The sequence below is a fragment of the Agromyces tropicus genome (assembly GCF_039531345.1).
GTDB lineage: Bacteria > Actinomycetota > Actinomycetes > Actinomycetales > Microbacteriaceae > Agromyces > Agromyces tropicus.
The window spans coordinates 14,310-32,295 of sequence record NZ_BAAAPW010000007.1; the positions used below are offsets into that span (position 1 = coordinate 14,310).

General features: G+C 73.1%; 19 protein-coding genes. 18 read left to right on the forward strand and 1 reads right to left on the reverse strand.

The features are described 5' to 3' along the window. The first annotated feature begins 56 nt into the window (after positions 1-56). The 17 genes from ftsH (at position 57) to ABD230_RS17385 (ending at position 16,209) form a co-directional block, all read left to right on the forward strand. The gene (gene ftsH / locus ABD230_RS17305) at positions 57-2,072 is read left to right on the forward strand and encodes an ATP-dependent zinc metalloprotease FtsH (protein ID WP_344377809.1); all 2,016 of its coding nucleotides are present in this window, start codon (positions 57-59) and stop codon (positions 2,070-2,072) included. A 35-nt stretch (positions 2,073-2,107) separates the two neighbouring features. Continuing rightward, positions 2,108-2,704: a GTP cyclohydrolase I gene (gene folE / locus ABD230_RS17310; protein WP_344377813.1), complete on the forward strand. Its 597-nt coding sequence runs from the start codon at positions 2,108-2,110 to the stop codon at positions 2,702-2,704. Between the two features lie 46 nt (positions 2,705-2,750). After that, the gene (folP, locus tag ABD230_RS17315; RefSeq protein WP_344378274.1) at positions 2,751-3,551 is read left to right on the forward strand and encodes a dihydropteroate synthase; all 801 of its coding nucleotides are present in this window, start codon (positions 2,751-2,753) and stop codon (positions 3,549-3,551) included. Next, positions 3,535-3,906 carry a dihydroneopterin aldolase gene (gene folB, locus ABD230_RS17320; RefSeq protein WP_344377817.1) on the forward strand — a complete coding sequence of 124 codons (372 nt, stop codon included), beginning with the start codon at positions 3,535-3,537 and terminating at the stop codon, positions 3,904-3,906. Before folP ends, folB begins: the two co-directional genes overlap by 17 nt. Continuing rightward, complete coding sequence (gene folK, locus ABD230_RS17325) at positions 3,903-4,388, forward strand: 2-amino-4-hydroxy-6-hydroxymethyldihydropteridine diphosphokinase (protein WP_344377820.1); 486 nt, start codon at positions 3,903-3,905, stop codon at positions 4,386-4,388. Before folB ends, folK begins: the two co-directional genes overlap by 4 nt. Continuing rightward, positions 4,385-4,852, forward strand: coding sequence for a DUF3180 domain-containing protein (locus tag ABD230_RS17330; protein WP_344377823.1), 468 nt, complete (start codon positions 4,385-4,387; stop codon positions 4,850-4,852). The genes folK and ABD230_RS17330 overlap by 4 nt, the downstream gene beginning before the upstream one ends. Further along, positions 4,845-5,468: a PH domain-containing protein gene (locus ABD230_RS17335; RefSeq protein WP_344377826.1), complete on the forward strand. Its 624-nt coding sequence runs from the start codon at positions 4,845-4,847 to the stop codon at positions 5,466-5,468. The genes ABD230_RS17330 and ABD230_RS17335 overlap by 8 nt, the downstream gene beginning before the upstream one ends. Beyond that, entirely contained in the window at positions 5,465-7,096 is a 1,632-nt protein-coding gene (locus tag ABD230_RS17340; protein ID WP_344377831.1) for a PH domain-containing protein, read from the forward strand. The genes ABD230_RS17335 and ABD230_RS17340 overlap by 4 nt, the downstream gene beginning before the upstream one ends. Next, a complete protein-coding gene (locus tag ABD230_RS17345; protein ID WP_344377834.1) occupies positions 7,086-7,847 on the forward strand; it encodes a Rossmann-like and DUF2520 domain-containing protein in 762 nt (253 codons plus the stop codon). The genes ABD230_RS17340 and ABD230_RS17345 overlap by 11 nt, the downstream gene beginning before the upstream one ends. Further along, the gene (gene panC / locus ABD230_RS17350; protein WP_425546257.1) at positions 7,844-8,731 is read left to right on the forward strand and encodes a pantoate--beta-alanine ligase; all 888 of its coding nucleotides are present in this window, start codon (positions 7,844-7,846) and stop codon (positions 8,729-8,731) included. The genes ABD230_RS17345 and panC overlap by 4 nt, the downstream gene beginning before the upstream one ends. A gap of 129 nt (positions 8,732-8,860) precedes the next feature. Then, a complete protein-coding gene (lysS, locus tag ABD230_RS17355) occupies positions 8,861-10,369 on the forward strand; it encodes a lysine--tRNA ligase (RefSeq protein WP_344377836.1) in 1,509 nt (502 codons plus the stop codon). A 9-nt stretch (positions 10,370-10,378) separates the two neighbouring features. Next, a complete protein-coding gene (locus tag ABD230_RS17360) occupies positions 10,379-10,528 on the forward strand; it encodes a hypothetical protein (protein ID WP_344377838.1) in 150 nt (49 codons plus the stop codon). Between the two features lie 49 nt (positions 10,529-10,577). After that, complete coding sequence (locus ABD230_RS17365) at positions 10,578-10,757, forward strand: hypothetical protein (RefSeq protein ID WP_344377840.1); 180 nt, start codon at positions 10,578-10,580, stop codon at positions 10,755-10,757. A 6-nt stretch (positions 10,758-10,763) separates the two neighbouring features. Continuing rightward, the gene (cls, locus tag ABD230_RS17370) at positions 10,764-12,230 is read left to right on the forward strand and encodes a cardiolipin synthase (RefSeq protein ID WP_344377843.1); all 1,467 of its coding nucleotides are present in this window, start codon (positions 10,764-10,766) and stop codon (positions 12,228-12,230) included. 188 nt (positions 12,231-12,418) lie between these two features. Next, the gene (locus ABD230_RS17375; RefSeq protein WP_344377846.1) at positions 12,419-13,207 is read left to right on the forward strand and encodes a DeoR/GlpR family DNA-binding transcription regulator; all 789 of its coding nucleotides are present in this window, start codon (positions 12,419-12,421) and stop codon (positions 13,205-13,207) included. After that, entirely contained in the window at positions 13,204-14,175 is a 972-nt protein-coding gene (locus ABD230_RS17380) for a 1-phosphofructokinase family hexose kinase (RefSeq protein ID WP_344377849.1), read from the forward strand. Before ABD230_RS17375 ends, ABD230_RS17380 begins: the two co-directional genes overlap by 4 nt. 9 nt (positions 14,176-14,184) lie before the next feature. Beyond that, a complete protein-coding gene (locus tag ABD230_RS17385) occupies positions 14,185-16,209 on the forward strand; it encodes a PTS fructose transporter subunit IIABC (RefSeq protein ID WP_344377852.1) in 2,025 nt (674 codons plus the stop codon). Positions 16,210-16,305: 96 nt separating this feature from the next. Here the strand turns inward: ABD230_RS17385 and ABD230_RS17390 are convergent, their stop codons facing one another. After that, positions 16,306-17,325, reverse strand: a complete 1,020-nt coding sequence (locus tag ABD230_RS17390; protein ID WP_344377855.1) for a pirin family protein — start codon at positions 17,323-17,325, stop codon at positions 16,306-16,308. 142 nt (positions 17,326-17,467) lie between these two features. Between ABD230_RS17390 and ABD230_RS17395 the strand changes: the two genes are divergently transcribed. Beyond that, complete coding sequence (locus ABD230_RS17395) at positions 17,468-17,983, forward strand: hypothetical protein (protein ID WP_344377857.1); 516 nt, start codon at positions 17,468-17,470, stop codon at positions 17,981-17,983. Positions 17,984-17,986 lie beyond the last annotated feature (3 nt).

The window sequence follows — 17,986 nt, forward strand, 5'->3', positions numbered from 1 at the left end:
GCTTTCAGCGAACAGGCAGCAGGTGTCCAGCGCTGCCGGGGTAGCCTGCTAGCACCATGAACATGAAGAAGCTCCTCCGCGGGCCGATCCTCTACATCGTGCTGGCCATCATCGCGGTCTGGATCGGTTCGACCCTGATCACCCAGTCGGGCTTCCGCGAGGTCTCGACCCAGCAGGGCCTGGAGCTCCTGAACGACGGCAAGGTCTCCGCCGTCAAGATCGTCGACGGCGAGAACCGGGTCGACCTCACGCTCGCGAAGGCCGAGGAGGACCTCGGCACGCAGGTGCAGTTCTACTACGTGACGCCGCGCGGCGACGACATCGTCGCGGCGGTCGACGCCGCGAACCCGTCGGACGGGTTCAACGACGAGGTGCCGCAGCCGAACTGGTTCCTCTCGATGCTCGGCATCCTGCTGCCGCTGGTGCTCATCGGCCTCTTCTTCTGGATCATGCTCTCCGGAATGCAGGGCGGCGGCAACCGCGTCATGCAGTTCGGCAAGTCCAAGGCGAAGCTCGTCTCGAAGGAGAGCCCGAAGGTCACCTTCGACGACGTCGCCGGCGCCGAGGAGGCCATCGAGGAGCTCCACGAGATCAAGGAGTTCCTGAAGGAGCCGGCCAAGTTCCAGGCCGTCGGCGCCCGCATCCCGAAGGGCGTGCTGCTCTACGGCCCGCCCGGAACCGGCAAGACCCTGCTCGCCCGCGCCGTGGCCGGCGAGGCGGGCGTGCCGTTCTACTCGATCTCCGGCTCTGACTTCGTCGAGATGTTCGTCGGCGTCGGCGCGAGCCGCGTCCGCGACCTCTTCGACCAGGCCAAGCAGAACGCACCGGCCATCATCTTCGTCGACGAGATCGACGCGGTCGGCCGCCACCGCGGCGCCGGCCTCGGCGGCGGGCACGACGAGCGCGAGCAGACGCTGAACCAGCTGCTCGTCGAGATGGACGGCTTCGACCCCAAGACGAACGTCATCCTCATCGCGGCCACCAACCGCCCCGACATCCTCGACCCCGCGCTGCTGCGCCCGGGCCGCTTCGACCGCCAGATCGGCGTCGACGCCCCCGACCTCAAGGGTCGCCAGAAGATCCTCGAGGTGCACTCGAAGGGCAAGCCGCTCGCCAAGGGCGTCGACCTCGAGGTCCTCGCGCGCAAGACGCCGGGCTTCACCGGCGCCGACCTGGCCAACGTGCTCAACGAGGCGGCGCTGCTCACCGCGCGCTCGAACGCGCAGCTGATCGACAACCGTGCGCTCGACGAGGCCGTCGACCGCGTGATCGCCGGCCCGCAGCGCCGCACGCGCGTGATGAAGGACAAGGAGAAGCTCATCACCGCGTACCACGAGGGCGGGCACGCGCTCGCCGCGGCGGCGATGAACCACACCGACCCGGTGACCAAGATCACGATCCTCCCGCGCGGTCGCGCCCTCGGCTACACGATGGTGCTGCCCCTCGAGGACAAGTACTCGGTGACCCGCAACGAGCTCCTCGACCAGCTGACCTACGCCATGGGCGGCCGCGTCGCCGAGGAGATCGTCTTCCACGACCCGTCGACGGGTGCCTCGAACGACATCGAGAAGGCGACCGCCACCGCCCGCAAGATGGTCACCGAGTACGGCATGTCGGCCAACATCGGCGCCGTGAAGCTCGGCCAGTCGCAGGGCGAGGTCTTCCTGGGCCGCGACATGGGCCACCAGCGCGACTACTCGGAGGAGATCGCGGAGCGCGTCGACATCGAGGTGCGCGGGCTCATCGAGCAGGCCCACGACGAGGCGTGGCAGGTGCTCAACGAGAACCGCGACATCCTCGACAAGCTGGCCGCGGAGCTGCTCGAGCAGGAGACGCTCGACCACCACCAGATCGCCGAGATCTTCAAGGACGTCACGAAGCTGCCGGAGCGCCCGCTGTGGCTCTCGAGCGACAAGCGGCCGGTCTCGGACCGCCCGCCGATCCCGTTCCCGAGCCGCAAGGCGCCGATCGACCAGGGCGCCGTCGACGGCGGCGTCGACTCCGGCGCACCCGTCGAGGAGGCGAAGGCGTCGCGCACGCCGAGCACGAAGCCGCGTCCCGCCACGGCGTGAGCCTCGGCACGGAGGAGCACGCAGAGGAGGGTGCCATGACGGGGGTGGACGCCGAGCGCATCGAGCGCGCCGTGCGCGAGCTGCTCCTGGCGATCGGCGAGGACCCCGGCCGCCCCGGTCTCGAGCGCACCCCGCAGCGCGTGGCCGAGGCGTATGCGGAGTACTTCAGCGGCATCGGCGCCGACCCCTCGGTGCACCTGGCCGACGCGGTGCCGACCGGGTCGACGGATGCCGGGATGCCGGCGACCTCGGACGCCGTCGTGCTGCGCGACCTCTCGTTCCGATCGGTCTGCGAGCACCACCTCGTGCCGTTCACCGGCACCGCGCACGTGGCCTACCTGCCCGGCGAGAAGCTCGTCGGGCTCGGACGCATCCCCGCGGTGCTCGACACGATCTCGAGCCGCCCGCAGCTGCAGGAGCGCATCGCCGAGGAGGTCGCCGACGCGCTCGACGCCGGCCTCAAACCGCGCGGGGTGCTCGTCGTGCTCGACGCGGTGCACGCGTGCGTGACCACGCGCGGCGCGCGTCAGGAGCACAGCTCGACCGTCACGGTCGCGAGCCGCGGCGCGCTCGCCGACCCCGCGGCGCGGGCCGAGGTCATGGCCCTCATCGGATCGGGGCGCAGTGCCTGAGCCGGCGGCTGCGGAGCCGGGCGAGTCCGCGACCGCGCCCCTCATCATGGGCGTGGTGAACGTCACCCCCGACTCGTTCAGCGACGGCGGGCGGTGGTTCGACACCGACGCCGCGGTCGCGCACGCGCTCGAGCTGGACGCGGCGGGCGCCGACCTGCTCGACGTGGGCGGCGAATCGACCCGCCCCGGGGCGGCGCGCGTCGACCCGGAGGAGGAGCTCCGGCGCGTGGTGCCGGTCATCCGCGAGCTCGCGCGGCGCGGCCTGCGCGTGAGCGTCGACACCATGCGCGCGGCGACGGCCGCGGCGGCCGTCGCCGCCGGCGCCGAGATCATCAACGACGTCTCGGCGGGGCTCGCCGACGCCGAGATGGGGCGGATCGCCGCCGCCACGGGAGCCACCTACGTGGCGATGCACTGGCGCGGCCACTCCGACCGGATGGACGACCTCGCCACGTACGACGACGTCGCGCGCGACGTGCGCGACGAGCTGGCGCGTCGCGTCGACGAGCTGGTCGCCGCGGGCGTCTCCCCCGATCGGCTGATCCTCGACCCGGGCCTCGGCTTCTCCAAGCGCGCCGAGCAGAACTGGGAGCTGCTGGCGAACCTCGACGTGCTCGCCGAGCTCGGCTACCCGCTGCTCGTCGGCGCGTCGCGCAAGCGGTTCCTCGGCGCGCTCCTGCCCGAGGGTGCGCCCGTCGAGGACCGTGACCTGCCCACGGCGGTCATCAGCGTGCTCTCCGCCCGGGCCGGCGCGTGGGGCGTCCGCGTGCACGACGTCGCGGGCACGCGCGTCGCGCTCGACGTCGCCCGCGCATGGCAGAGTGGACGACGTGGCCAGCACTCGTGATCGGATCGCCGTGACGGGCATCCGCGTCCGCGCGCACCACGGCGTCTTCGACTTCGAGCGCGAGCAGGGCCAGGAGTTCGTCATCGACGTGTCCGTCGCCGTCGACCTCGCCGCGGCGGCCTCCGGCGACGACCTCGGCCGCACCGTGCACTACGGCGACCTCGCCGTCGCGGTGGCGGAGGCCGTCGAGCGCGACCCCGTCGACCTGATCGAGACCGTCGCCGAGCGCGTCGCGGCCGTCGCGCTCGGCTTCGACGGCGTCGAGGAGGCGAGCGTCACGGTGCACAAGCCCCAGGCACCGATCGACGTGCCGTTCGACGACGTCGCCGTGACCGTCGTGCGGAGCCGGGCATGACCCGCGCCGTCATCGCGTTCGGTGCCAACCTGGGCGACCGCGAGGCGACGATCGCGTCCGCCACGCGGGCGATCGCCGAGCCCGATGGCGTCGAGCTCGTCGCCGTGTCGCCGGTCTACGAGACGGCCGCGGTGCGGCCGGCCGGCGTCGACCCGGAGGCGCCGCGCTACCTCAACGGCGTCATCGTCGTCGAGACGACGCTGGCGCCGCATGCCCTGCTCGACCTGCTGCAGCGCGTCGAGTCCGAGCACGGGCGCACGCGCGAGACGCGCTGGGGCGACCGCACCCTCGACCTCGACCTCATCGACCACGGCGGGGCACGCGTCGCCGACGACCGGCTCGTGCTGCCGCACCCGCGCGCGTGGGAGCGCGCCTTCGTGCTCCAGCCCTGGCTCGACGTCGACCCCGACGCCGAGCTGCCCGGGCGGGGGCGCGTGGCCGACCTCCGTGCGCAGGCCGACGACGAGGTGGTCCGCCGGTGAACCGCACCCACGTCTCGACGCTCATCGCGTTCGCCGTGATCGGCCTCGCGCTGGGCTACCTCGGCGAGCTCGCGCTCGTCGCCGCGGGTGCCGCGGCGCTCGTGCCGCCGCTCTCGCTGCCCGTCACGCTCACCGGCCTGGGCGTGATCGTCGTGCTGTTCGCCTGGCCGATCCGGCAGGCGGTCCGCGGCGACCGCAGGCGCCGGATCGACCCCTTCCGTGCCGCGCGCATCGCCGTGCTGGCCAAGGCGAGCAGCCTGACCGGTGCGCTCGTCCTGGGCGCCGGGGGCGGGATCGTCCTGTTCCTGCTGACGCGCAGCGTGCTGCCGCCCCTCGGCACGATCTGGATGGCGATCGCGACCGCCGTCGGCGCCGCGCTGCTCCTGGCCGGCGGCCTCGTCGCCGAGCACTTCTGCACCCTTCCGCCCGACGACCCCGAAGAGGAGGGTTCGGCGCATGCCTGACCCCGAGCACGCCGCATCCGACGCCCCGGTCCCCGCCGAGGCACCGGGACCGGCGGCGGACGCCGCAGCGCCCGCGGAGGCGGCGGCGCCCGCAGCGCCCGCGGAGCCGACGCCCGAGCCGGCGCCGGTGCCGGTCGACGCGACCGCCCACGTCGACGACGACTGGCGACGCGTCTCGCCGAAGCACGTCGTGGTCGAAGTCGTCGGCTCCGTCATCGGCTCGGGCATCACGGTCGCCGTGCTGCTCGTCGTCGGCGCGTGGTTCGCGCTGCCGTGGGCGACGTGGGCCGGCATCGCGGTGGCGGCGATCGCGGTCGTCTCGATCGCGTTCGAGCCGCGCCGGGTCCGCTCCATCGGCTACCGCCGCCGCGCCGACGACCTCGTGTTCCGGCGCGGCATCATGTTCCAGCGCCAGGTCGCGGTGCCCTACGGGCGGATGCAGCTCGTCGACCTCACCCGCGGACCCGTGTCCCGCGCGCTCGGCCTCGCCGACCTGAAGTTCGTGACCGCGGCCGCGGCGACCGCCGTGACGCTGCCCGGACTTCCTCTCGAGGACGCCGAGCGGCTGCGCGACGAGCTCGTCGCGCTCGCCGAGACCCGACGGGCGGGCCTGTGACGGCACCCGAGGCCCGCACGCCGATCGGCCCGCTCGCCGACGGCGAGTGGCACCGGCTGCATCCCGCGAGCCCGCTGCTGCGGGGCGGCCTCGTGTTCCTCGCCGTGATCGGGTTCCTCATCGCGAACCTGCGGGAACGGGTCGTCGAGCTGTTCCTGTTGTTCTTCGCCCCCGGTGCCGAGCCGCCCGGAGGGCCGAACGGCGACTTCGGCGGCGACTTCGCCGAGGACCCGGTGACGGGCCTCGTGGCGAACGGCCTCATCGGGTGGGCGCTGCTCGTGCTCGTCGTGGTGATCGCGCTCGTCGTGCTCGGGTTCTGGCTCGCCTGGCGCATGCACACGTTCCGCGTCACCGACGAGGCGCTCGAGGTGCGCAGCGGCATCCTGTTCCGCTCCCACCGCAGTGCGCGGCTCGACCGGATCCAGGGCATCAACGTGGCCCGGCCCGTGTTCGCGCGCCTGTTCGGCGCCGCCAAGCTCGACGTCTCGGTCGCGGGGCAGTCGGGCAACGTCGAGCTCTCGTACCTCGGCTCCGCGCAGGCGGACCGGCTCCGGGGCGACCTGCTCCGGCTGGCTTCGGGTGCGCGCCGGGAGGCGGCGCAGCCGCCGGCGACCGGCGACGGCGTTCCCGCGTCCACTGCGACGGCGGGCCCCGGTGCGGGCCCGACCCTCTCGGACCGCGCCGGAGCGCTCGTCGGGCGCCGGGTGGACGAGTTCCTCGCGCCCGAGCTCGATCCCGACCTCGCCCCGGTCGAGTCGGTCGTGCGGATCCCGTTCGGGCGCGTGATCGCCTCGGCGCTGCTCGGCGGCTCGATGATCTGGTTCGTCGCCGTGGTCGTCGCGATCGTCGTCGGCCTGTCGACGGGCTCGCTCTGGGTGCTCTTCACGTTCGTCCCGGCCGCGATCGGCGTCGTCAGCTACCTGTGGACCCGGATCACCGGGTCGCTGCGCTACACCATCGCCGGCACGCCCGACGGCGTGCGCATCGGGTCGGGCCTGCTCTCGACCGCGAACCAGACGATCCCGCCCGGGCGCGTGCACGCGATCGAGGCGTCGCAGTGGCTGCTCTGGCGCGCCTTCGGCTGGTGGACGGTGCGCGTGAACGTCGCCGGACAGTCGGTGGGGGCGAACGGCGACGCCGCGCGTCGCACGCTCGTCCTGCCGGTCGGCACCGCCGACGACGTCCGCCGGGTGATCGGGCTGCTCGCGCCCGACGCGATCGCGGAACTCGATCCCGTGCTCGACGCCGGGCTGACCGGCACCGGGCCGCACGACGGCTTCACGCCGGCGCCGCGCCGCGCCGCGTGGATCCGCCCGTTCTCATGGCGGCGGATCGGGCTCGGCATCGTCGGCGGCACCGCCCTGCTCCGCCGCGGTTGGCTGCTGCGCAGCCTCGCGCTCGTCCCGCTCGCGCGCATGCAGTCCGTGGCCGTCGCGTCCGGACCGCTCCGGCGCGGGCTCGGACTGGCCTCCGTGCGCATCCACACCGTCGCGGGCCCGGTCACGGCCGAGGCGCCCGCGCTCGACCGGGCCGACGCCGACGACGCGTACGCGCGCATCGCCGACGAGGCGATCGAGCGCGCACTGCGCGACCGCAGCGATCGTTGGGGGGTCCCGCATGCGGCCTGACCAGCGCGCCGGGCGGCTCGGCGTCGGAACCATCGGCGCGGGCCGCGTCGGCGCCGTGCTCGCCTCCGCCCTCGCGGGCGCCGGCCACGCGCTCACCGGCATCTCGGCGGTCTCCGACGCGAGCCGCGAGCGGGCGGCCGCGATGCTGCCCGACCTCCCGGTCCTCGGGGTGCCCGAGATCGTGGAGCGCAGCGAACTCGTGCTGCTCGCGGTGCCGGGCGACGAGCTCTCGGGGCTCGTCGAGGGCCTCGCCTCGGCGGGGGCGTGGCGGCCGGGCCAGCTCGTCGTGCACACCTCGGCGCGGCACGGCATCGCCGTGCTCGAGCCCGCGATGCGGGCCGGGGCGATCCCGCTCGCCATCCACCCGGCGATGTCGTTCACGGGCACGAGCGTCGACCTCGGCCGCCTCGCCGGCACCTGGTTCGCCGTGACCGCACCGGCGCCCGTGCTGCCGATCGGGCAGGCACTGGTCGTGGAGATGGGCGGCGAGCCCTTCGTCGTCGCGGAGGAGGACCGGCCGGCCTACGCGGAGGCCGTCGACACGGCGGTCTCGTTCTCGTCGGCGATCGTCGACCAGGCGACCGGCATCCTCGAGCGCATCGGGATGCCGCGGGCCGGCGCCGTGCTCGCGCCGCTCGTCCGCAGCGCGGTCGAGAACGCCCTCGCACGCCACGACCCGGGGCCGACGGTCGACGGGACGGCTACGATCGACGGGGCCGACGACGATCGGCCGTCGGGAGGTGCGTCGTGACGGGCGACGAGCAGCGGGCGGTCCGCACGGTCGCGGCACCCGCGGTGCACCGCACGATCGCCGGCATCCGCCAGGCCGTGCGCGGTGCACGGTCCGAGGGACGCACCGTCGCGTTCGTCCCGACGATGGGCGCCCTCCACGACGGGCACCTCGCGCTCGTGCGCCGGGCGCGCGCGGCCGCGGACGACGTCGTCGTCTCGATCTTCGTGAACCCGCTCCAGTTCGGCGCCGGCGAGGACCTCGACCGCTATCCGCGCACGTTCGATGCCGACCTCGACGCGCTCGCCCGCGAGGGCGTCGCGCACGTGTTCGCCCCCGCGGTCGACGAGATGTACCCGGACGGCGAGGTCGAGACGCGCATCGCCGCCGGCCACGTGGGCACCCTCTACGAGGGCGCGTCGCGCCCGGGCCACTTCGACGGCATGCTGACGGTCGTCGCGAAGCTCTTCCACATCGTCCAGCCCGACCGCGCCGTGTTCGGCCAGAAGGACGCGCAGCAGGTCTTCCTCGTGCGGCGGATGGTCGCGGACCTCGACGTGCCGGTCGAGGTCGAGGTCGTGCCGACCGTGCGCGAGCCCGACGGCCTCGCCATGTCGAGCCGGAACCGCTACCTCGACGCGCCGGACCGCCGCACGGCGCTGGCACTCTCCGAGGCGCTCGCCGCCGCCGGCCGGGCCGCGCCCGAGGGCCTCGACGAGGTGCTCGCGGAGGCCGCCGCCGCGTTCGGCGACCACGACGGCATCGACCTCGACTACCTGGTGGTGGTCGACCCCGAGACGTTCCTCCCGGTCGACGAGGCCGCCCACGGCCCGGCGACCGTGCTCGTCGCCGCGCGCGTCGGCGGCACCCGGCTCATCGACAACGCCGACATCGTCCTCGGCTGACGCGCCCGGTACCCGCCGCCTCGCGGCATCCGGCTCCCCTTCAGGTCGGCGCACGGCGGCGGGATACGCTGGTGGGTGGCATCCGCTCGGATGCGACCCCCACGACCCCGCCACCGATCCGGAGAAGCCATGGCCGACGAGACCACGCACGAGCCGACCGCCGAGGAGATCTCGGAGCAGAAGTCCGTGCGACTGGCCAAGCGCGAGCGCCTCATCGACGACGCCGCGGACCTCGGGCAGGGCGCGTACCCGGTCTCGCTCCCGATCACCGCGAGCATCCCCGAGGTGCGCGCGCGGTTCGTCGGGCTGGGCGTCGACGAGCGCAGCGGCGAGACGGTCGGCGTCTCGGGTCGCGTCGTGCACCTGCGCAACACGGGCAAGCTCTGCTTCGCCGCGCTGCAGTCGGGCGACGGCAGCCGGATCCAGGCCATGGTCTCCCTCGCCGAGGTCGGTGAGGAGTCGCTCGCGGCGTGGAAGGACCTCGTCGACCTCGGCGACCACGTCTTCGTCGCCGGCGAGGTGATCACGAGCCGGCGCGGCGAGCTCTCGATCATGGCGACCGAGTGGCGGATGGCGTCGAAGGCGATCAACCCGCTCCCGAACCTGCACAACGAGCTCTCCGAGGAGACGCGCGTGCGCAGCCGGTACCTCGACCTCATCGCGCGGGAGCAGGCGCGGCGCAACGTGATCGACCGCGCGAAGGTCAACGCGAGCCTCCGGCGCACGTTCGGCGAGCTCGGCTTCGTCGAGGTCGAGACGCCGATGCTGCAGGTCATGCACGGCGGCGCCTCGGCGCGCCCGTTCGTGACGCACTCGAACGCGTTCGACACCGAGCTGTTCCTGCGCATCGCGCCGGAGCTCTACCTCAAGCGGGCCGTCGTCGGCGGCATCGAGCGCGTCTACGAGATCAACCGCAACTTCCGCAACGAGGGCGCCGACTCGACGCACAGCCCCGAGTTCGCGATGCTCGAGGCGTACCAGGCGTACGGCGACTACCACTCGATCGCCGACCTCACCCAGAAGCTCATCCAGGACGCCGCGGAGGCCGTCTCGGGCTCGCACGTCGTGACGTGGGCCGACGGCACCGACTACGACCTCGGCGGTCAGTGGGACCGCCTGTCGATGTACGGGTCGCTGTCGGAGGCCATCGGCGAGGAGATCACGCCCGAGACGCCGATGTCGCGCCTGCAGGAGCTCGCCGCCGACGTCGACATCGAGATCGACCATCCGCTGCCCGGCAAGTACGTCGAGGAGCTCTGGGAGCACCACGTGAAGTCGGGACTCGAGCGCCCGACGTTCGTCATGGACTTCCCGCTCGACACCTCGCCCCTCGTGCGGCAGCACCGCTCGATCCCCGGCGTCGTGGAGAAGTGGGACCTCTACGTGCGCGGCTTCGAGCTCGCCACGGGCTACTCCGAGCTCGTCGACCCTGTGGTGCAGCGCGACCGGTTCGTCGAGCAGGCCCGCCTCGCCGCCGGCGGCGATCCCGAGGCGATGCGCCTCGACGAGGAGTTCCTGCGGGCGCTCGAGTTCGGCATGCCGCCGACCGGCGGCATGGGGATGGGCATCGACCGCCTCCTGATGGCGATCACGGGCCTCGGCATCCGCGAGACCATCCTGTTCCCGCTGGTGAAGTAGGAGGACGACATGGACGACTACCTGCCCAAGAAGGAGCTCGAGCCCGAGCGGGACCCCAAGCAGCCCTCGTTCTCCCGGATCGCGATCTGGGTGATCGTCGGTGCGGTGGGCCTGTACCTGCTCGGTTCGGGCATCTGGGGAATCGTCACGGGCGGCTGACCGACCGGTCGCGCGGATCCGAGGGAACCGCAGGTATTCTGGAACGGCTATGGATGACTTCTGGCTGAACGCGATCTGGTCGCTCACCCCGACCGTGCTGATCGGACTCATCTTCTGGTTCGTGATGCGGTCGCTGCTGCGCGCCGATCGCACGGAGCGCGACACCTACGCGAAGATCGAGGCCGAGGAGCGCGCGAAGCTCGCCGAGCAGCAGCACCGAGCCGCCTAGTCGCGCATGACGGCGGCACAGCTCACGGCGATCATCGCCATCCTGGCGCTCGTCATCGACATCGTCGTGCGCGTCATCGCGATCATCGTCGTGCCGCGCAACCGCCGTCCCACCGCGGGCATGGCGTGGCTGCTGGCGATCTTCTTCATCCCGTACCTCGGGGTGCTCTTCTTCCTCCTGATCGGCAACCCGAAGCTGCCGAAGGCGCGACGGGCGAAGCAGGCCGAGGTCGACCGCTTCATCCGCGAGAGCACGCACGGCGTCGAGCAGGTCAGCGACAAGACCGACTGGCCGGACTGGTTCGACGGCGTCGTGCGCCTGAACCGCAACCTCGGCGCGATGCCGCTCATCGGGCACAACAGCGCGCGGCTCATCGGCGACTACGAGGCGTCGATCGCCGCGATGGCCGACGCGATCTCCCGGGCGACGCGCTACGTCCACGTCGAGTTCTACATCTTCTCGTACGACTCGACGACCGCCGGGTTCTTCGACGCGCTCGGTGAGGCCGTCGCGCGCGGGGTCGAGGTGCGGGTGCTGCTCGACCACATCGCGTCGCGTCGTTCGAAGGGGTACCGGCGCACCCTGAGGAGGCTCGATCGCATGGGCGTCGAGTGGCGACTGATGCTGCCGGTGCTGCCCCTGCGCGGCAAGTACCAGCGACCCGACCTGCGCAACCACCGCAAGATCCTCGTCGTCGACGGCGAGATCGCGTACATGGGCTCGCAGAACATCATCGACCGGAGCTACAACAAGCGCGGCAACCTCCGTCGCGGGCTGAAGTGGCAGGAGCTCGTCGCCGAGCTCGAGGGGCCGATCGTCTCTGGCCTCGACGCGATCTTCGCCACCGACTGGTACCTCGAGACGGGCAGTGCGCCCTCGCGCGAGGAGCTCATCCCGTTCGCCCAGCCGCCCGAGGAGCAGAACCTCGACTGCCAGGTCGTGCCGAGCGGTCCGGGGTACCCGAACGAGAACAACCTCAAGCTCTTCCTCGCACTGCTGTACGCGGCCCGCGAGCGGATCATCATCACGAGCCCGTACTTCGTGCCCGACGAGGCGATGCTCCGTGCGATCAGCGGGGCGACGCAGCGCGGCGTGCACGTCGAGCTGTTCGTGTCGGAGCTCGGCGACCAGGCGCTCGTGTACCACGCGCAGCGCTCGTACTACGAGGCGCTGTTGCGGGCGGGCGTGCGCATCTACATGTACAAGGCCCCGTACATCCTGCACGCCAAGCACTTCACGATCGACGACGACGTCGCGGTCATCGGCTCGAGCAACATGGACATCCGCTCGTTCGAGCTCAACATGGAGATCTCGCTCCTGGTCCGCGGTGCGTCCTTCGTGCGCGAGATGCGGGCGGTGGAGGAGGGCTACCGGCGAGACAGCCGGGAGCTGACCCTCGACGAGTGGATGCAGCAGCCGTTGCGCTCGACGGTGCTCGACAACCTCGCCCGCCTCACCTCCGCGCTGCAGTAGCGCGGCGGCCCTGACGCGACCGGTTCGGCGCGCGCCGGTCGAGCGCGTCGCTGCGCACGTCCGTCGTCCCCGCATGACCGTGAATGTGGGTTTCTGTGGGAAGTTCTGCGAATGTGTTGCACTTGAGGTTCGTTGTGAGCTAAACTCACACGAACGCAGGTGATCGAAGATCGGCAGGGAGGCCGCGCATGTACGCGATGGAGCGACACGAGCACATCCTCGAGGCCCTCGCACGCACCGGCCGCGTCTCGGTCGCCGGGCTCGCCGACGAACTCGACGTCACCGCCGAGACCATCCGCCGCGACCTCGACGCCCTCGAGCAGGCCGGCCACCTGCGCCGCGTGCACGGCGGCGCCGTGAGCGCCTCCCGCGCGAGCCTCGCCGAGACCACCGTCCTCGAGCGCACCGGGCAGCACACCGACGCCAAGCGGGCCATCGCGAACGAGGCGCTCGCCCTCGTGCCCCCGACCTTCCGCGGCTCCATCCTGCTCGACGCCGGCACCACGACGGGCGCGCTCGCCGAGGCGCTCGTCGGCTGGCGGCCCGAGCCGGGCACGCCGCCGCTCACGGTCTACACGAACTCGGTGCCCATCGCGGCACTGCTGCACGGCAGCCCCGACCTCGTCGTCCGCGTCGTCGGCGGTACGATCCGCGGCATCACGAGCGCCGCCGTCGGGCCCGCCGCCATCGCGCAGCTCGCCGAGATCCGCCCCGACATCGCGTTCATCGGCACGAACGGCGTGAGCGCCGAGTTCGGCCTCTCGACGCCCGACGAGCTCGAGGCGCAGGTCAAGCAGGCCATGGTCGACCGAGCCCGGCTCGCCGTCGTCCTCGTCGACTCGTCGAAGCACGACGACGAGGCGCTCCAGCGCTTCGCCGCCCTCGACGAGGTCGACGTGCTCATCACCGACGCGCCGCCCGGCCCGGCGCTCGCCGTGGCACTCGACGAGGCCGAGGTGGAGGTGCGGGTCGCATGATCGTCACGCTGACCGTCAATCCGTCGCTCGACCGGACCGTCGAGCTCGACGCGGAGCTCGAGCGCGGCGAGGTGCAGCGCGTCGACCGCAGCGTCGAGGAGCCCGGCGGCAAGGGCGTCAACGTCACCCGCGCCCTGGTCGCCGCCGGGTCGGACTCCGTCGCGGTCCTGCCCGGCCGCGCCGACGACCCGCTCGTCCTCGCGCTCGCGACGGCCGGACTGCCGGTCGTCACGGTGCCGATCGCGGGGCGGCTGCGGTCGAACATCGCGATCACCGAGCCCGGCGGGGTCACCACCAAGCTCAACGAGCCGGGCCCGTCGCTCGACGACGACGAGCAGGCCGCCCTGATCCGCGCGGTCGTCGCGCAGTCGGCGCATGCCACGTGGCTCGTGCTCGCCGGATCGCTCCCGCCCTCGCTGCCCGCCGACTTCTACGTGCGCCTCGTGCGCGAGGCCCGCTCCGCGGGCGTCACCGCGCGGGTCGCCGTGGACACGTCGGGCGCGCCGCTCGCGGCGCTCGTCGACGCCGACGTCGAGATCGACCTCGTCAAGCCCAACGGCGAGGAGCTCGCCGAGCTCACGGGCGAGGCCGACCCCGACGCGCTCGAGGCCGACCCCGCGCGGGTCGCCGAGCTGGCCGCGCGGCTCGCGCCCCGCGGCATCCGCTCGGCCCTGGTCACGCTCGGCGCCCACGGCGCCGTGCTCGCGACGGACGGGGGCGCCTGGTTCGCCCCCGCACCGCGCATCGAGGCCCGCAGCACCGTGGGGGCGGGCGACAGCTCGCTCGCCGGCTACCTGCTGGCCACGACCGAAGGGGCGGCGCCCGAGCGGGCGCTCGCCCAGGCGGTCGCACACGGGGCGGCCGCGGCGTCGCTCCCCGGCTCGGCCGTCCCCACGAGGGAGCAGGCCGACGCCTCCGCCGTCACCGTCACCAGAATCCGGGGCGCCGTCGCCCCGGCCGTCCACTAGGAGGAACCGATGTCCACCGTGATCGACCAGCGGCTCGTCACCCTCGACGAGCCACTCGGCGCCGACAAGGCCGCCGTCATCCGAGCCCTCGCCGACGCCGTCGTCGCCGCGGGCCGAGCCACCGACGCGGAGGCGCTCTTCGCCGACGCGTGGGCCCGCGAGGAGAAGGACTCCACGGGCGTCCCCGGCGGCATCGCCATCCCGCACGCGAAGTCCGACGCCGTCACCGAGCCGACGCTCGCCGCCGCCCGGCTGCCCGAGGGGGTCGACTTCGGCTCCTTCGACGGGCCCGCCGACCTCGTGTTCCTCATCGCGGTGCCGACCGCGTCGACGCAGGACCACCTCGCGGTGCTCTCCACGCTCGCGCGATCGCTCATCGACGAGGACTTCGTCGCCGCGCTGCGCTCCGCTCCCGACGTGCAGGCCTTCGTCGCCCTCGTCGAGGGTGCGCTCGAGCCGAAGGACGACGCGGCCGCCGCTCCGGCCGCCGCTCCGGCACCGGCCGAGACCGCCGCCGCACCGGGGCACGCTCCCGTGCTCATCGCGGTCACGGCGTGCCCGACCGGCATCGCCCACACCTACATGGCCGCCGACGCGCTGGCCGGGGCCGCGAAGAAGGCGGGCGTCGAGCTGCACGTCGAGACCCAGGGCTCCTCCGGCTCGACCCCGCTCGCGCCCGACGTCATCGCCCGCGCCGAGGCCGTCGTCTTCGCGGTCGACGTGGACGTGCGCGACAAGAGCCGGTTCGCCGGCAAGCCCGTCGTCCAGGGCCCGGTCAAGCGCGGCATCGACCACCCGGCCGAGATGATCGACGAGGCCGTCGCCGCGATCGGCGACCCGTCGGCGCCGCGCGTCGCGGGCGAGGCAGGAGCGGCCGAGGCCGCTGCGGCGGGTGCCGCGGCCGGCGAGCACTTCGGCCAGAAGATCAAGCGGGTGCTGCTCACGGGCGTCAGCTACATGATCCCGTTCGTCGCCGGCGGTGGCCTGCTCATCGCGCTCGGCTTCCTGCTCGGCGGCTACGACATCACCGACAATGCGCAGGAGGTCGTGCTCGGGAACTCGCTGTGGAACCTGCCGGACGGCGGGCTCCTCGAGTACCTCGGCGCCGTGCTCTTCACGATCGGCGCGATCTCGATGGGCTTCCTCGTACCGGCGCTCGCCGGGTACATCGCGTACGGCATCGCCGACCGCCCGGGCATCGCCCCCGGCTTCGTCGTCGGCTCCGTCTCGGTGCTGATCGGCGCCGGCTTCCTCGGCGGCCTCGTCGGCGGCCTGCTCGCCGGCTGGATCGCGCTGGTGTTCGCCCGGCTCGACGTGCCGCGATGGCTGCGCGGGCTCATGCCCGTCGTGATCATCCCGCTGGTCGCCTCGATCGTGGCCTCGGGGCTCATGATCGTGGTCTTCGGCGGACCGATCGCGGCGCTCACGACCGCGCTCAACGCCTGGCTGTCGGGCCTCAGCGGCGCCGGTGCCGTCGCGCTCGGCCTCATCCTCGGCGCGATGATGGGCTTCGACCTCGGCGGCCCCGTCAATAAGGTCGCCTACGCCTTCGCGGTCGCCGGCCTGTCGGCGGGCTCGCTCGACAACCAGGCGCCGTGGGCGATCATGGCGGCGGTCATGGCCGCCGGCATGGTGCCGCCCCTCGCCATGGCACTCGCCACCGTCCTCGACCGCAAGCTCTTCACCCCGGTGGAGCGCGAGAACGGCAAGGCGGCGTGGCTGCTCGGCGCCGCGTTCATCTCGGAGGGCGCGATCCCGTTCGCTGCGGCGGACCTGCTGCGCGTCATCCCGGCGACCGTGATCGGCGGCGCGATCGCCGGCGCGATCTGCATGGGCATGGGCGTCACGTCGCAGGCGCCGCACGGCGGCATCTTCGTCTTCTTCGCGATCGGCAACCTGCTGTGGTTCGTGCTCGCGATCGTGGCGGGATCGGTCGTCGGTGCGCTCGTGGTGATCGCGCTCAAGCGCTGGGCCCACCGCCGCACGATCCGCGAGGAGGTCGCGGAGGGCGAGCCCTCCATCGTCGCGGCCTGATCCGCTCTGCGACCCGACGGCCGGTGCCCGCTCCGCGGCACCGGCCGTCGGCGTGCGCGGGCGGCGCCGGGCGCCGCGTGCCGGCGGATCGGATCCCTAGCGCCGGGGCTTCAGGCGCACCGTCGGCAGCTCGGGCGCGCGCAGGGGCGCGCCGTCGTAGCCGGAGACCGTGCCGAAGACCCCGTCGGGGTCGTTGCGGTCGATCACGTCCGACTGCCATCGCCGCCGGAACTCGACGATCTCGTCGTGCGACCGGCCGATGAAGTTCCACCACATCACGAGCTCCTCGCCGAACGGGATGCCGCCGAGCAGCAGCACCCGGACGGGGTCGGCGTCGGCGCGCAGGCGCAGCCGGTCGGGGCCGGGCTCGACGACGGCGAGCTGCGACCACGCGACCTCCACCGGCTCGCCCGCCCCCGAGGGCTCCACATGCACGGGCCCGGCGTCGACGAGGACGCCGTGCTCGAAGGCGGGATCGACCGGCAGGTCGACCGTGCCGCCCGCGGGGAGGTCGACCTGGGCGCCGAGGAGCGGCGAGAAGACCGTGATGGGGGAGTCGGCGGCATCCGTCGTCGCGGACCCGTCGGTCGCGAGCTCGCCCGCGAAGACCCGGACCGTCGCGTCGCCGATCGCGACCGGCGCGGTGTCGGCGTGCTCGAAGAACGGCGCGATCCCGCGGGACGACTCGGGCAGGGCGACCCAGAGCTGGACGCCGTGCAGGCGCGTGGTGCCGGGGGTCGAGACCTCGGAGTGCGAGATGCCGCGCCCGGCCGTCATCAGGTTGACGCCGCCCGGCCGCACGAGCTCGTGGCTGCCGGTCGAGTCGCGGTGCTCGATCTCGCCCTCGAAGAGCCAGCTCACCGTCTGCAGCCCCGTGTGCGGGTGCGGGGGGACGACCATGCCGCCGGTCTCGGCCACCTCGTCGGGCCCGTAGTGGTCGGCGAAGCACCAGGCGCCGATCGTCGTGCGGCCCCGCTGCGGGAGCGTGCGACGCACGGGCATCGCCCGAGGCCCGCCCAGCGGGACCTCGCGGTAGTCGAAGACCTGGACCGCCGGGCCGGTCGCATCCTCAGGGGGGCAGAGCAGTTCGACGGGGTCGCGCTCGAGGTTGCTCATTCCCGCATCCTACGCGCGCCCGACGGCCGTGGAGCCGGCCCGCGCCATCGACGATCCGGCGTGGACCGAGTGCGCTCGCGGGCCGATCCGACAGGGCCGGAGGTCCTGTCGTCGTGCGCCGCGCCGTGGCAGCATGACGCCCATGACCACGCACACCGACGCCCGCAGTGTCCGCCGTCTCCTCCTCGCGGGCGCCGCGATCGCGTCGGCGCTGCTGCTGACCGCCTGCAACCCGGGCTCGGGGGTGGTGGAGGACTTCCCGGGCCTGCCCGTCGAGGACGAGGCGGCCGGTGCCGGCGGTGAGGAGACGAACCTCGGCGGCTCCACCGAGGAGCAGATCGACGAGGGCGACGCGGTCGATGCGCCCGAGCCGACGGGCGACGAGCCCTACGTGCAGTACCTCGACGACGGCGGCAAGCTCGCGATCACGATCTGGGGATCGTCGACGTGCCCGGTCGTGCCGACGTCGCTGAACGTGACCGCCGAGGCCGGCGAGGGCAACGCGGTCGAGGCGGTGCTGCCCGAGCCGGAGCTGCGGCCGTGCACCGCCGACTTCGTGCCGCACACGACGGTCTTCTGGACGCCCGTGTTCACCACGACGACCGAGCCGCTCGAGGTGACGATCGGCGACGCCGTGGTGACCGTGCCGATCAAGTAGCGG